Origin of the sequence: Catenuloplanes japonicus (assembly GCF_000717135.1) — a bacterium.
In the GTDB taxonomy this organism is placed as follows: domain Bacteria; phylum Actinomycetota; class Actinomycetes; order Mycobacteriales; family Micromonosporaceae; genus Catenuloplanes; species Catenuloplanes japonicus.
In genome coordinates this window covers 1-13,266 of sequence record NZ_JNXY01000066.1, presented here as the reverse complement: position 1 = coordinate 13,266, position 13,266 = coordinate 1, and the positions used below count along the sequence as shown (strand labels likewise).

12 protein-coding genes are annotated in these 13,266 nt (G+C 72.7%); 4 read left to right on the top strand and 8 right to left on the bottom strand.

Translation table 11 applies throughout. The features are described 5' to 3' along the window. The 5 genes from OP04_RS47865 to OP04_RS55250 form a co-directional block, all read right to left on the bottom strand. On the bottom strand, positions 1-2,151 hold a 2,151-nt coding region (locus OP04_RS47865), incomplete at its 3' end, for an FtsK/SpoIIIE domain-containing protein (protein ID WP_033346762.1). 103 nt (positions 2,152-2,254) lie between these two features. Continuing rightward, entirely contained in the window at positions 2,255-2,548 is a 294-nt protein-coding gene (locus OP04_RS47860; protein ID WP_033346758.1) for a WXG100 family type VII secretion target, read from the bottom strand. A 54-nt stretch (positions 2,549-2,602) separates the two neighbouring features. After that, entirely contained in the window at positions 2,603-5,119 is a 2,517-nt protein-coding gene (locus tag OP04_RS47855; protein WP_033346757.1) for a hypothetical protein, read from the bottom strand. Positions 5,120-5,161: 42 nt separating this feature from the next. Further along, positions 5,162-5,683 carry a sigma-70 family RNA polymerase sigma factor gene (locus OP04_RS47850; RefSeq protein WP_051800202.1) on the bottom strand — a complete coding sequence of 174 codons (522 nt, stop codon included), beginning with the start codon at positions 5,681-5,683 and terminating at the stop codon, positions 5,162-5,164. A 449-nt stretch (positions 5,684-6,132) separates the two neighbouring features. After that, positions 6,133-6,708: a BON domain-containing protein gene (locus tag OP04_RS55250; RefSeq protein ID WP_198154326.1), complete on the bottom strand. Its 576-nt coding sequence runs from the start codon at positions 6,706-6,708 to the stop codon at positions 6,133-6,135. A 519-nt stretch (positions 6,709-7,227) separates the two neighbouring features. Between OP04_RS55250 and OP04_RS47840 the strand changes: the two genes are divergently transcribed. Together OP04_RS47840 and OP04_RS47835 are read left to right on the top strand one after the other, a co-directional pair. Continuing rightward, positions 7,228-8,577 carry a sensor histidine kinase gene (locus OP04_RS47840; RefSeq protein ID WP_033346756.1) on the top strand — a complete coding sequence of 450 codons (1,350 nt, stop codon included), beginning with the start codon at positions 7,228-7,230 and terminating at the stop codon, positions 8,575-8,577. Further along, positions 8,574-9,152: a GerMN domain-containing protein gene (locus OP04_RS47835; protein WP_033346755.1), complete on the top strand. Its 579-nt coding sequence runs from the start codon at positions 8,574-8,576 to the stop codon at positions 9,150-9,152. The genes OP04_RS47840 and OP04_RS47835 overlap by 4 nt, the downstream gene beginning before the upstream one ends. An 84-nt stretch (positions 9,153-9,236) precedes the next feature. Here OP04_RS47835 and OP04_RS54355 read toward each other — a convergent pair whose 3' ends face one another. From OP04_RS54355 to OP04_RS54345, 3 genes are read right to left on the bottom strand one after another with little or no spacing between them, the layout of a single operon-like run. Then, complete coding sequence (locus OP04_RS54355; RefSeq protein ID WP_232324032.1) at positions 9,237-9,617, bottom strand: BON domain-containing protein; 381 nt, start codon at positions 9,615-9,617, stop codon at positions 9,237-9,239. Continuing rightward, positions 9,614-9,775, bottom strand: a complete 162-nt coding sequence (locus OP04_RS54350; protein WP_157241369.1) for a hypothetical protein — start codon at positions 9,773-9,775, stop codon at positions 9,614-9,616. The genes OP04_RS54355 and OP04_RS54350 overlap by 4 nt, the downstream gene beginning before the upstream one ends. Beyond that, a complete protein-coding gene (locus OP04_RS54345; RefSeq protein ID WP_033346753.1) occupies positions 9,775-10,074 on the bottom strand; it encodes a hypothetical protein in 300 nt (99 codons plus the stop codon). Before OP04_RS54345 ends, OP04_RS54350 begins: the two co-directional genes overlap by 1 nt. Positions 10,075-10,479: 405 nt before the next feature. Between OP04_RS54345 and OP04_RS47820 the strand changes: the two genes are divergently transcribed. Next, entirely contained in the window at positions 10,480-10,818 is a 339-nt protein-coding gene (locus OP04_RS47820; protein WP_033346752.1) for an STAS domain-containing protein, read from the top strand. Between the two features lie 536 nt (positions 10,819-11,354). Beyond that, a complete protein-coding gene (locus OP04_RS51000; RefSeq protein WP_085067377.1) occupies positions 11,355-12,980 on the top strand; it encodes a serine/threonine-protein kinase in 1,626 nt (541 codons plus the stop codon). The last annotated feature ends 286 nt before the right edge of the window (positions 12,981-13,266 follow it).

Below are 13,266 nucleotides of genomic sequence, written 5' to 3'. Positions count from 1 at the left end.
GGCGCCGGCCGCGGCGAGCACATGCTCGCGCCGGCGCAGCTCCGCACCGAGCGAGGTCAGCGCGCGCCCCACCAGGTGGGTGTCCAGGTCGGTGACCATGCCGACCGTGTGCGGCAGCTGCTCGCACTCCGCGAACGCGCTCCCGCCCTTGTAGTCGACCAGCACGAACGTCATCTCGTCCGGCCGGTTCGCCACCGCCAGCGTCGCCACCAGCGTCTGCAGCAGCTCGGACTTGCCCGCGCCGGTGGTCCCCGCGATCAGCGCGTGCGGCCCGTCCCGGACCAGATCGATGGCGAACCGCCCGTCCAGACCGATGCCGAGGACCGCCTGCGTGCTCCGCGGACGCACCGCCCAGCCGGCCACGATCGCCTCGGCGGACGGCGGCTCCAGCTCCAGCACGTCCAGCAGACGCGCCGCCTGGGGCAGCACCGCCTCGTCGCCGTCGCCGGTCACGCTCAGCGGCGCCAGCGCACGGCCGATCCGCTCGTACCAGCCGGGTTCAGGCTCGTCGACCAGGATCCCGGTGATCGCGGCCTGCTTGGCCGACCGCACCGACGCGCCGTCCGCCCCGGCCACCACGACCGCCCGGCACTCCTCCGGCAGCAGCCGCTCCTCCTGCTCCAGGCAGAGCACGTACACGCCGACCGCCGGGCCGTCGCGCAGCAACGTCACCGCGCCGGGCAGCGACCGCAGCCGCCGTGCCCCGTCCAGCACCACCAGCACGTCCGGTTCGCCGGCCGTGGGCTCCTGTCGCCCACCGTCCGCGCCGGCCGCGGCGGCGCGCGTGGCGACCAGCCGGTTCAGCTCCGCGATCCGGCGGGAGACCGATTCCGCGTTCGTGCCGATCAGCGCGTACGCGTCCGCGCCGTCGGCCCGCACGTGCGGCAGCCATCGGGCCCAGGACCAGCGGCGCTCGCCGCCAGCATCGGTCAGCACGCGGATCTGCAGGTCGTCCGGGCTGTGCAGGGCCGCTGCCTGGGCCACCAGCCAGGGCGCGACCCGGTGCAACCGGACCCCGGCGATGCCCACGACTCCGTTGTCCCGGACGTCCACGGCCACCGGCACCTGTCCCAGATCGGGCACGATGATCCGGCGGTGCTCGTCCTGCGCCGGGTCCTCCACCCGTACCGCGGACGGCAGCGAGCTGGTCCCGACCCGCAGCGTCAGGAAGTCGTCGTCCGCCCAACGGCGTTCCCAGAGCCGTTCGCCGGGAAGCGTGGCGATCCGGCCGATCAGGGCCGGATCCGGGTAGGCGTATCGCCGGGCGCGCTGCTCCTCGAGGACCGCCTGGTCGATGTCCTCGCGGACCCGGGCCAGTTTCTCCTCGTGCGCCTGCATCACCTCATCGAAGCTCTGCTGCTTGCGGCGCTTGCCGCTGAACTGTGTCACCAGCGCGGCCAGCGGCGACACCAGGGCCAGGAACAGGAATCGCACGTTGCCGGTGGCGAGGATGCCGACCACCGCGCCGATCGCCGGGGCGAGCAGCAGCGTCGCCAGCGGGATCGAGTTCTTCTCCGGCTTGGCGGGCTCGGCCGGGAGCCGGAACTGTCCGCCGGGGATCTGCGGGAAGAACCGCGGCGGCCGGTTGAACTCCGAGGTGAAACCGTCCGCGGCACGGGTCAGCGGAGCGCGGACGGGCACGCCGACCGCGAGTTCCAGCTGGGAGCCGCCGATCGCCAGTTGACGACCGGACGGCCAGTCCGCGGTGCCGTCCAGCACCGTTCCGTCCAGTTCCACCGCCGTCACCGCAGTCACCTCGACGGTGCGCTCCGCGGTGACCAGCAGACGGGCGGCCACCGCGGGCACGTCACCGGGCAGCCGGACCCGGCAGACGGGGCTGCTGCCCACCGCGTACTCCCCCGGAGGCAGCAGCACGATGCCGCCGGCCGACGGGCCGCCGACCAGCCGTACCTCCACGGCACCGACCTGGCCGGCCGGTGGCCGGGCCGGCCGGTTCAGCCCCAGATCGACGCCCGCGCAGAACCGGGCCTCGGCCAGCGAGGACCGTGGGTCCAGCGGGGTCACTCCGTGAAAGAGCGTTCCCGGACGCCGGCCCAGAACATTCGCCACCTCGGCGGTGAAGGCGCCTACCGAGGTTCCCGGCTCCGCGTCCACCACCAGCAGTTCCGGCGCGGGTGAGGCTTCGGTCATCAGACTGACGTTCAGGCGCACGTCGGCACTTCTCCTCTCGTGTCACTATGGGGCGTACCCGGCGCGGTCGCGCCGGGTACGCCCGGATGTCCTTGTCGGCCGGTCAGCCGAGTCGCGAGCCGAGATCCTGGTCGGTGGAGGCGAACGCCTCACCGACCGAGCGCACGTAGTTTCCGATCCCCTGCAGGCCCTGGTTCACCTGGTCGAATCCACGGGCGAACTCGTCGAAGAACGGCTGGAACTTCTGCTGCGCGGCCGGGGTGCGGTACCCCTGGGCCAGCAGGTTCTGTACCTTGCCGCGGACCTCGACCAGCTTGTCCTGAAGCTGGGAGAAGTCGTTGAGCAGGGCGGCCGAGGTCTGCGCAGTCTCGTCGCTGTTGACCGCGAAGTCGGGCATGGCGTGTCTCCTTGTTCTGATCCGTTGCCGCACCGGCCCACCGCCGGCACAGGTCTATCTGCGGGACTTGCGGGGGAATCCGCCGCTGTCCCCGCCGTCGTCGGTCCGGCCGGCGAAGGCGTCCCCGACCGCCTGGCCCGCTGCGGCTCCACCGCCGGTCGCCAGCAGCGCGTTCGCCTTGATCGCGGCGGCGGCCAGCTCCTCCTCGTCGATCTCCTCGCCGGCGGCTGCGGCGGCCGCGGCACCGGAGAGCCCGCCGACCGCGGCCTCCTGGGCTGCGTCGAGCGCGCGATCGACGACGGTCTCCGCCGGCGCGGACACGGGACGCACGGTCAGGGTGACCTCCACGTCATCCGGGCTCGGCGGCGCGCTGTTCGGAAGCGTCACGTGGAGCTCGGCGGTGAACTCGTCGAAGTCCTCCGTCTCGAGCGTCAGCTCGGCCTGGATCCGGTCCGGCCGGTCCGGTGTGTCGTTCTCGGCGGGCGGCCGCCCGGGTGCCTGGCCCGGCGTCCCAGAGCCGGCCGGGCTGCCGGCCGGTGCTCCGGTCGGCCCGGCGGCCGGGATTTCGGCAGGACCGGTGGTGCCCCCCGGCGCCCCGTCGGCGGCGCCATCCACAGCGGACGGTGCTGGTTCGGGGGTGCCCCCGGCCGGCGTGCTCCCGGCCGGGTTGGGGGCAGGCCTGCTGACTACGGGGTCCTGATCGGAGGGCCGCGGGGCGGTACCCGACGGGTCGGAGCGTTCACCGGTCACCGCACCGGACGCCTCCGACGCTGGCCGGTCGGTGGCCGGCGGAGCGGTATCCGGACGCGACACACCGGCATCGGCAGTCGGCGCAGGCGTGCCGCCCGGACCGTCGGCCGCCGGTTCCGCACCGGACGGTGTCCCGGCGCCCGGCGAGTCAGGCCGCCCGCCGGTGGCCGGGCCATCCGGCGTCGCCGCCGGGCGATCCGGGCCGGAGGTCGTCTGCGCCCCCGTGGTAGGACCGCTGGGCGGCGGTGCGGCCGCGCTTGGACGCGCCCCTCCAGCCGCACCACCGTCGGCAGCGCCGGCCGAGGCCCCCGGAGCGCCGTCTGCTGCGGGGGCGTCCCCCGCGCCCGTCTGCGCAGACGCCGGGGCGGCAGGCGCGGTCGGGACCGCGCCTGCTCCATCGCCGGCCGGGTTCCCGGTGTCTGCCTGAGGCAGCGCTCCCGGGGTGGTTCCCGTACCTGTGGTACCCGTGCCGATGGATCCCGCGCCCGTGTCGCCTGGCACCGGGCTCGGTGCGGACGGGGCCCCCGGCGCCGGGGCGGAGCCCACCGGTGTGTTCGTGCTGGCCGGCGCGTCCGGCGCGCCGCCGCCGCTGCCCGGTGACCCTGCACCACTGCCCGGCGACCCTGCGCCGGGAGACGTGTCCGGCTTCCGGAACTCGACGTCCAGTTCGAAGCCCTCCGGCCCCGCCCCCTTGAGTCCGTCGAGCCCCTTGTTCAGCCCGGCCCCGACCGCCGCGCCGGTGAAGATCGAGGCGGCGTTGAAGCCCTCCGCGTTCGGGTTGGCGGCGAGGTTCAGCCCGGTGACGGCGGTCTCCTCCACGACCCCCTTGCCGAACTCCTTCAGCGTGCCCTTGACGAAGCCGCCACCGGTGTCGGCGGTGCTGACGAAACCCTTCAGCACCACGTTGTTCGACCCCAGCTCGCCGAAGAGCTTCGACGATGTCCGGAACGTCACGCTCAGCTCCGGCGTCACCTTGGTGGCTATCTTGGCGATCGGCCCGAGCAGCACCCCAGCCGGCACCAGGGCGACCAGTCCGACGAGTAATGTGCCCAGCTCGAACGTGCCGTTGCGGGCCTGCACGATGGCCGTCACCACCACGGAGATGGCGGCGAGGACGGCGCCGACCACTGGGAGCACCACGCCGACCACGGCGATGACGATGTCGACGATCAACCGGGCAATCGGGTTGTTCCGGAAGAAGTCACCGATGCGCTGGAAGAAGTTGCGCTTGGGCGGTGGCTTGATCGCTTGCGCCGCCGCCTCGTCGAGTTCCCGGTTGCAGGCCGCGGCCGCTCTCCGCCGCAGGTTCAGTGCGTCCTCAGCGAGCCGCTTGGCCGCCGATATCTCACCGCTGGCCTCGGCGAGCGCATCGGCCCGCCGCCGGGCCTCGGCGGCCGCCTCGGCCACCTCACCGCCCGGGACCTGAGCCGTGGCGGCCCGGTTCGCCTCGAAGGCCAGGTTGATGCGCCCGACCGAGGCCCGTGCCGCCAGCACCTGGTCCATCGCCGTGTCGATCCGCAGTTGCTGGTCCCGCAGCACCCGGCCGTAGGTCCGGTAGGCCTGCGACGCGGTGTCGAACGAGGTCACCGTCCGCTGCAACTTGGACGGCAGGCTGTCGATCATGCCCTGAAGCGCGACCATCGAGTCGCCGCGCGCCCGCGACAGCGAACCACCACGGCCCAGCGCGCTGAGCGCGGTCTGGGAGTCGTCACGGATCTGCTCGTAATGCCGGGCCAACTCGTCGATCTGGTCCGGGTCGCCGGGAGTCGGGTCACCCGACATGCCGAGAATGTCGAATCCGGTGGTGTGCCGCCTGGTCACGTGTGCCTTCCGGGGTGGCGAGTGGGTGGAACGTACAGCCGTTCAGATCGAGCCGGCGACGAGCTCGTCCCGCAGGGCACGGACCGCGTAGTGCGCCCGGGACTTCACGGTGCCGGGCGGGACCCCGATCGTCCTCGCGGCCTCGACGATCGTGCTGCGCCGGTAGTAGAGCTCGAAGAGGACGGTGCGGTGCTCGGTGCTGAGCCGGCGCAGCGCGGGCAGCAGCATGGTGCTCGCCGCGACCGCGTCGGCGTGGTCACGGACCGGCGGCTGGCAGCTGTCCCACACCTCGTCGGCGAGCGGGAACGCGCGTCGGGCACGCAGCTGGTCGACCGCGATGTTGTGTGCCACGGTCAGCAGCCAGCTGCGCACCGACCCTTCCCGCCCGGCGAGCGAGTCCCGATGGCGCCAGGCACGCAGCAGGGTCTCCTGGACTACGTCGTCGGCTGCACCGCGGCCGCCGGCCAGCCTCCGGGCATAGGCGCGCACCGCTGCGATGTGCGGGGCGATCAGGTCGGTGTAAGCCCGCTCGTCGGGGAAGGTGGTGGGCTGTACTGGCGTCACGTGCCCGGCCGGAGTGCCCCGCCGGGCACTCGTTCTGGCAGCGGGCCGGCGCCCTCCCTGCTGCCGGCGCTCCATCGTTGCGGTGGCCGCGGCGGGGCTGCTGCCCATGGTGTTCACGCGTGACGCCCTCTCGGCTGAGAGGCCCGCGGATTCGGGCCTGCAGACAGCCTGGAGCGCGTCGTGCCACAAGACTTGGCGAAGATCTGAGGAAGATCTGAGGAAGAATGTCAGCCGGCGCGCAGTGTGAGCCCACGTGATGCCGGCGCCTGTCAACCGAGCCGGCCGCGCGGAACGCTATCGGGGCCGCGACAGTGTCTCGTCCGGATCACGACTCCACACATTGAATTACATCAACGGCGGCAAGGCAACCCGCAGCCGTACCCCGGTAGGTCCTGTGACGGTCCGGATCGCCGATGCGAAACCCTTGAAGCTTCGCGTGGCCGATGCGTCTACCGGGGCGGCGAGTCCGGCCTGCCGGCCCGGCGACCACCGATGCGGCGGACCAACAGGTGTGCGTTCACGGCCGCCATGGCAACAACGGCCACGGCGGCGCCGAGGATCCCCGCGGGCCATCCGAACGACACGGCGAAGATCAGCAGCGTGGCCCATCCCGTCCCCAGGATCACCGCTGACACCACGGCTGTGCGGAGCCCGAGGGGCGTCATCGCCCGTCTGCCGTCCCAGCGCGCCGCGTCGTCCGCCAGTGGTGCCACGATCTCCTCGAACGTCACCCCCGCCGTGCGCTCACCGGGAGCCGCGGGTCGCCCGGCGGGCATCTGCGAAACACGGATCAGGTTGCACACGTCCGCGACGCCCGAGCTGTGCCGGGCGATGCCACCGGCTGCCTCCCTGGCATCCGGAGTCGCACGACCGGTCAGGATCACCACGCGGTTCTGCACGGAGACCGCGATCTGCCGGTACCGGTCACGATCCTGATCCTCGTCGAGCAGATCCCGTGCCACCTGGTACGCGAGTCGTATGTCGCGATCACGAGAACCGCCGCCTGGCACGGGCATCGTCGCCATACCCCGGCCTCCCACCTGAGCGTCCCGGTCCGTCCACCTCACCCTCAGGTCGATGTGTGGCGAAGCCCGATCCGGATCGTGACAGTCCCATGACGATAGCGGTGCATCGTCCTTCGCGCCGTCACCCCGGGATCCGCGCCTGCGGCGATGGATCATGCGCCACCGCATACGACGAACAGCGGTCGCGCCGTCCAGCCACGATCTCCGAGCGTCCGCCGGCTCACGCCATGGGGGACCGACGCACAGCCTGCGCGGATCACCCGTCGACGAGCAGACCACCCGGCAGCACGAGCGGGGCGGCCGCCCCGGCGAGGAACACACCCGGAGGTCGTCGGATCGTACGCACACGCGCTCCCGCGCCGACCAGACTTCCCGGCACTCCTCCGGGCTACGACCTGTGGGGAGAGCGTAGACCGTCTCCGCCCGATCGTGTATCCGTCTGCACTCGACGTGTTGACGATTGAGTGACATGTCGGCGGGAGACGCCGCCCGCGCCGGTCACGGGGCGACAATGGCCGGATGAGGCGGGCAGGGCTGAGGGTACGCGTGATCGCCGCCTTCACGGCCGGGGCGGTGCTGCTGTCCGCCGCGGTCGCGCTCATCTCCTACCAGCTGATCCGCGACTCGCTGCTGACCGAGCGCGAACGCACCGCGGTTCGCGCCGCCTACTTCGACGCCACCGTGGTCCGCGCCGAGATGGTGTCCGGGCGCGGCGACATGCTGGAGGTCCTGCGGCTGCTGGACACCGGCGGCAACCGGCGCGCGATCGTACGCATCGACGGCGACTGGCACGCCCGCAGCGCCGACGGCGGCATCACCGACGCCATCCCGGCCACGCTCGTGGCGCAGGTGGAAAGCGGCCGGGCCGGTATGCAGCGGGTGCACACGAGTGGCCGGCCGGCCGTCGTCATCGGCATTCCGCTGTCGTCCTCGGCGGGCTTCTACGAGCTGGACTCCCTCGACGAGCTGGACGCCACGCTGCGTACCCTCGCACTGATCCTGACCACGGTCGCGGTGCTCACCGGCGCCGCCGGCGCACTGCTCGGCTGGTACAGCACCCGCTACCTGCTCCGTCCGCTGCGCACGGTCGCGGACGCAGCGAAGGACATCGCCGACGGACACCTCGACGCCCGCCTCGACGACGACGCCGACCCGGACCTGACCTCGCTGGCCTCCTCGTTCAACGACATGGTCGACAAGCTGTCCGCCCGGATGGCCCGGGACCGCCGCTTCGCCGCCGATGTCAGCCACGAACTGCGCTCCCCGCTGCAGACACTCGCGGCCACCGCCAGCGTGCTGCGCCGCGGCCGGGACCGGCTCGACGGTCGGATGGCCACCGCGGTCGACCTGATGACCGGCGAGGTCGACCGGTTCCAGACGCTCGTCAACGACCTGCTCGAACTCTCCCGCGACGACCGGCCCGCCGACCGCACCATCGTCGACATCGCCGAACTGGCCGCGGAGGCCTGCCGGCTCTGTGCCGTGCCGGAGAGCATCATCGCGGTCACCGGCGACGTGACCTGGCACGTCGACCGGCGGCGGGTGCTGCAGATCATGACGAACCTGCTGCACAACGCCGTACGGTACGGCGGCGGCCCGACCGCGCTGCGGCTACGGCACGAGGACGCCCTTTACGAGATCATTGTCGACGACGAAGGCCCCGGCGTCAGCCCCGCCGAACGCGAAATCATCTTCGACCGGTTCGTACGTGGACGGCCCGCCCATGCCCGCGGCAGCAGCGACGGCACCGGGCTCGGCCTGGCGCTGGTCGCCCAGCACGCGACCGCACATGCCGGAACCGCCACGGTCGAGGACCGCCCGGAGGGCGGCGCACGGTTCCGGGTCCAGCTTCCGGAGGCCCCGGCATGAACGCCCGACGGCTCGCCGTGGCCGTACCGGCCATGATGCTGACGACCGCCGCCGCCTGCGGCATTCCCGCCGAGAAGGCGCCACGGGACATCAGCGCGCCCAACGGCCGCTACGACGCCGCCGCATCGGCGCGACCGGCCACCGGCGCTCCCGGCGCGATCGCCGAGACGGTCTACTTCGTCGCGGACTCCCGGCTGACTGCGATCACCCGCAGCGTCGACAGCTACCCCGATCTCGCGACGCACCTGCGGCATCTGCTCAGCGGACCGACCGCACAGGAGACCGCCGCGGGGTTGTCCAGCGCACTGACCGGCACCACCACGATCGGCGAGGTGCGGCCCAACGGCGCCGAGGCGATCGTCTCCGTCGGCGACCCGCCGGAGGGCAGCAGCCGCAGCGACGAGGCTCTCGCCTTCGGGCAGATCGTCTGCACGCTCGCCACCCGCCCCGGCACGGCGGTGGTCTCCTTCACCTATGACGGGCAGCGGCTTCGCGTACCACGCGCCGACGGCTCGCTCTCCGAGGGTGCTCTGACCTGCGGCGATTACACAGGCCTGTTGACCGATGCGGAATGACGCCGCCGGGCCGGTTCCGGTCGCGCCGCGATTCGCCCGGCGGGCGTACCGGGACGCGGCCACCGGCGCCGTCGGCCGCCCGGCTCACGGCAGGGCGTCGTCCCAGCCTCCGGGGATCGCCAGCGCGTTGCAGACGTCGATCACGCCCGGGGTCCGCCAGACCTCCGCGCCGATCTGTGCCGCCAAATCGGCGGTGTCCACGTCGCCCTCCAGGATGACGACCCGGTTCTGCACGGACACTCTGGTGGGCTGAGCCCGCAGGTGCGCGACGCTCAGCAGGCGGTGGATCGCCATGCGGCGGATGCGCTCGTCGGCGGGCTCTTCGTGCTCGTCCTCATCCGGCACGAGGTGATCGTCATCGTCAGGGTACGGAATGGCCATGCCTCTCCCCCACGGCGCCGGCGGCATCGCCGCACCGGCCGATCGATCCACCTGCTTTCCGGCACGGTGGCCGCCGTCAATCACACCAGAACGGTACGGGTACGGCCCTCGTCGCGACGCGGGTTCGACGCCGGGCGACCGGCCCAGCTCCCCGGGGCGATCACCAGGACCGAGGCGACCGGCCAGCGACGGCCGGCGTCGTACCGCGACGGCCGGGTACGGCCGTGACTCATCCGTTTCATCAGATGTCCTCCTTCTCAGGCACCCGCTCCCCGGTGACGGTGAACGTGACGGTGCCGTCGGCCGCGTCGACGCTCGCGTCCAGCGTCCGCCCGTCCAGCGGAGCCGAGATCTCGCTGTCGACGAAGACCGCCGCGCCGTCGCTCTCGACGATCTCGTCGCCGTCGGCGGGGGCATTCGTCACCACCACGTCCAGCACGCCGTCCTCGGTGTTGCGACTGATCCGCAGCCCGCTCGTCGCCTCGCGACCGGCGGTGATCTCCCGGATGATCATGGCGGCGTTGTCGGTCAGGATCAGCATGTCGGGCGGACCTCCAGGTGTGCGGAAGCGTGCAGTCCGGTCATGCCCACCTTGCGCCCCGGGCTTCACGCCGACCGATCGTTCCCATGTCGATTCCGTGACACTCGGCAGCCGATCCGGCCGGACGATCCGGGCGGAGGGGCCGATTGGCAGGAAGGCCCCGCACGGGCGGCTGATGAAACACGTGCCCTCCTGCACGAACCGAGAGTCTTTTGGAATCGAGGTGTTCCCATCGATTTGCCGATCGCGGGGCACCGGGGCGCGCCTGCGGCACCTCGGCCGGGATCGTGTCCGATCCGTCATCGGAGCGCGGGGGTTCCGCGCCGTGTTCGTCATGCGAGCGGGAAAACGTAGACGGCGTAGGGCCACCGCGAGATCGCGGCGGCCGAGCGGAAAGGACGAACGATGACCTTCGTTATCGACACGCATCGGATCCCCGAGCCGGACGTGGTGATCTCCATCGAGCCGCAGGGCGAGATCGGCTCCTCCGACGCCGCCCGCCTCCTGCGGGAGCGATTCAGCATGGTCCTGGTGGCCACGCGGCCCTCCCGCATCGTCGTCGACCTCAGCGCCGTACCGGCCATCTCCGACAGCGGCCTCCTCGCACTGCGCACCGGATGCGAGCACGCCGCGGCCAACGACGCGAGCGTCGCGCTGGTCGCCGCCGCACCCCAGGTCCGGGAGCAGCTGAGCCGTCACGGTCTCGACGGTCTGCTGGACCGGCCCGGCTCCCGCCCGGCGTAGGTCAGGATCGCGACGGCCCGCGCGGCGCGCTGCCCAGGTCCAGCACCTGGCGCCCCTCAACCGACAGGGAGATGTCATGTTTCTCCTTCCATGGTTCCTGGCTGTGGCGATCGGTCTGCTTGTCGGCATGTTCGGCCGGCTTGCCATCCGGCGACGGTCTGCGGTCCCGGCCCGGGCACAGTCGCGATCGCGGTCGGCGCCGCTCTGCTGGGCGCCGCCGGGGCCGAGATCAGCGGCAGCACGGGTTCGGGCGGTTCGCGCTGCCCGCGCTGCTGGCCGCGATCGGTGTCGGGCTGACCGTGATGCCGGCGCACGACCGCACCCCGCGCTGACCCGCCCGCGTGAGCCCGGACCGGCACGTCGTGGCGAGCGTGCCGGTCCGGGCTCACGCGGGCGTGCCGCGCCCGGGGCAGCGGCGGCGGCCGCTCGGCGACACGCGACGCGTCCGGGCGGTCCGCGGCCCCCGGCGGAAAAGTCATAGGTACGTCACGCGGGCGCGGGAGGTCCGTGACGGTGATGCGGCAAGGTGGGCCGGGATGAGATGCCTGGGAGACCGGTACCGGTTGGACGCGCAGGTGGGACGCGGCGGCATGGCCGTCGTCTGGCGCGGCCACGACCTCGTGCTGCACCGTACGGTCGCGGTCAAGGTGTGGTCGCCGACGTCGGACCCGGAGCCGGTCTCCGCGCGGAAGATGCGCGACGAGGCCGCCGCCGCGGCCCGGCTGAGCCACCCACGGGTCGCCCGGATCTTCGACTACGGCGAGGACGAGGTGTGGGGCCAGACGACGCCGTACCTCGTTCTGGAGTTCATCGAGGGCGAAACGCTGTCCGACCGTCTCCGCCGCGGACCGCTGCCCTGGGCGCAGGCCGCCCGGATCTGTGCCGACGTCGCCGACGGACTGGCCGCGGCGCACGCCGCCGGGCTCGTGCACCGGGACATCAAGCCCGCCAACATCATGCTCGCCGCGGAAGGCGCGAAGATCATCGACTTCGGCGTCGCGTCACCCGCCGGCCGGGAAACACTCGACCCGACCGGCCGGGTCTGGGGCACCCTTCGCTACCTCGCGCCGGAGCAGGTGCACGGCGGGCCGGCCCAGCCCTCCAGCGACGTGTACGCGCTCGCAGTGACGCTCGGTGATTGCCTGACCGGATCCCACCCACGACGGGACCGCCGGCGGCGGGCCGAACCGTCTGCGGCACCGCCGGTCAGGCGAAACCTGCCCACCCCGATCGCGTCACTGCACCAGCGGTGCGTCGCGGGCGATCCGCGGGCGCGGCCCACCGCGGGCGACGTCGCGCACGAGCTGCGCGCCGCAGTGGCCGCGTACTCGCCTCCGCCCCGGACGGCCCGGGCGATCCCCCCGAGGCGGGTCGCGGGTGTGCTGGCCGGATCCGCCGCGGCGGTGGCGGCCGCGATCGCGGTGGCACCGATCGGCGATGCCGGGCCCGGCGAGGTGAAGGCGGCGGCGGTCGGCGAAACGCCACCGGCCCCGGCCTGCACGGCCCGGTACGAGACCCGCCGCGGGACCGACGGCACGTTCGCCGCGACGCTGACGGTGACCAACACCGGTCGCTCGGCCCTGCAGGCGTGGGACCTCACGTTCAGCGTGCCGCTCGGGCAACTGGTGACCGAGGTGCGGCCCACGACCGACTGGTCTCAGGGCCGGCAGACGGTCCGCGTGACCGCGCCGGACGGACTGCCGGAGGGCGACGTGACCTGGGTGTGGTTCGGCGGCCGGTACGATCCGGCCGCGGCCGGCCTGCCGACCGGATTCGCCGTGAACGGCGTACTGTGTGGCGGCGTGCACGTCGAGGTGCGTCCGCTGGACGCCGACGAACCGGTGCCGCCGGTCCACGCCGTGGAGGATCGCACGAATCCTGCTCCGGACAGCGGGGCGCTGTCGCCGGAAGTCTCACCGTCGTCGTCCCCGGCGCCATCTGCGCCCTCGCTGTCTCCTTCACCGGCGCCGCCCACGTCCACGCCACCGCCGCCGTCCACGCCACCGCCATCCACGCCGCCGTCGAAGCCCGCAGCGAGCGAGTCGGTGCCGGCGGCGTCCGCTCCCTCGTCGCCGGTGGCCGAGCCGGACGCGACCCCGAGCGTGTCCGGGTCACCGGCCGGCTCGGCGGCGGCGTCCCGCGCGGCGTCAGCGGTGGATTGATCCTGGTGCGGCCCCGTCGCACGACGGCGGCCGGAGGATGTGGCCGTGGCAGCCCGGCATCGCAGCACTGGCCGACGGTACGGCCTGCAGACCAGGGGTTCGCACAGCGGGTGGCGCTCCGCGGCCGACCGTGGTCAGCCCACGGGCTCCGCGCGCGACGCGGAGACGATCTCCGTCGTTCGTGGCGCTAGGCCGTGTTTGATGGATCATCACCTTTGGTGATGATCCATCGTTGTCACTGCATGGCTGGTGATCTGACTGATCAGGAGTGGGAACGGCTTGCGCC

Excerpts from the sequence above, each read along its gene's own strand:
- OP04_RS47860 (WP_033346758.1), bottom strand. The coding sequence starts at position 2,548 with ATGCCCGACTTCGCGGTCAACAGCGACGAGACTGCGCAGACCTCGGCC.
- OP04_RS55250 (WP_198154326.1), bottom strand. The coding sequence starts at position 6,708 with ATGGCGACGATGCCCGTGCCAGGCGGCGGTTCTCGTGATCGCGACATA.
- OP04_RS47840 (WP_033346756.1), top strand. The coding sequence starts at position 7,228 with ATGAGGCGGGCAGGGCTGAGGGTACGCGTGATCGCCGCCTTCACGGCC.
- OP04_RS47835 (WP_033346755.1), top strand. The coding sequence starts at position 8,574 with ATGAACGCCCGACGGCTCGCCGTGGCCGTACCGGCCATGATGCTGACG.
- OP04_RS54350 (WP_157241369.1), bottom strand. The coding sequence starts at position 9,775 with ATGAAACGGATGAGTCACGGCCGTACCCGGCCGTCGCGGTACGACGCC.
- OP04_RS54345 (WP_033346753.1), bottom strand. The coding sequence starts at position 10,074 with ATGCTGATCCTGACCGACAACGCCGCCATGATCATCCGGGAGATCACC.
- OP04_RS47820 (WP_033346752.1), top strand. The coding sequence starts at position 10,480 with ATGACCTTCGTTATCGACACGCATCGGATCCCCGAGCCGGACGTGGTG.
- OP04_RS51000 (WP_085067377.1), top strand. The coding sequence starts at position 11,355 with ATGAGATGCCTGGGAGACCGGTACCGGTTGGACGCGCAGGTGGGACGC.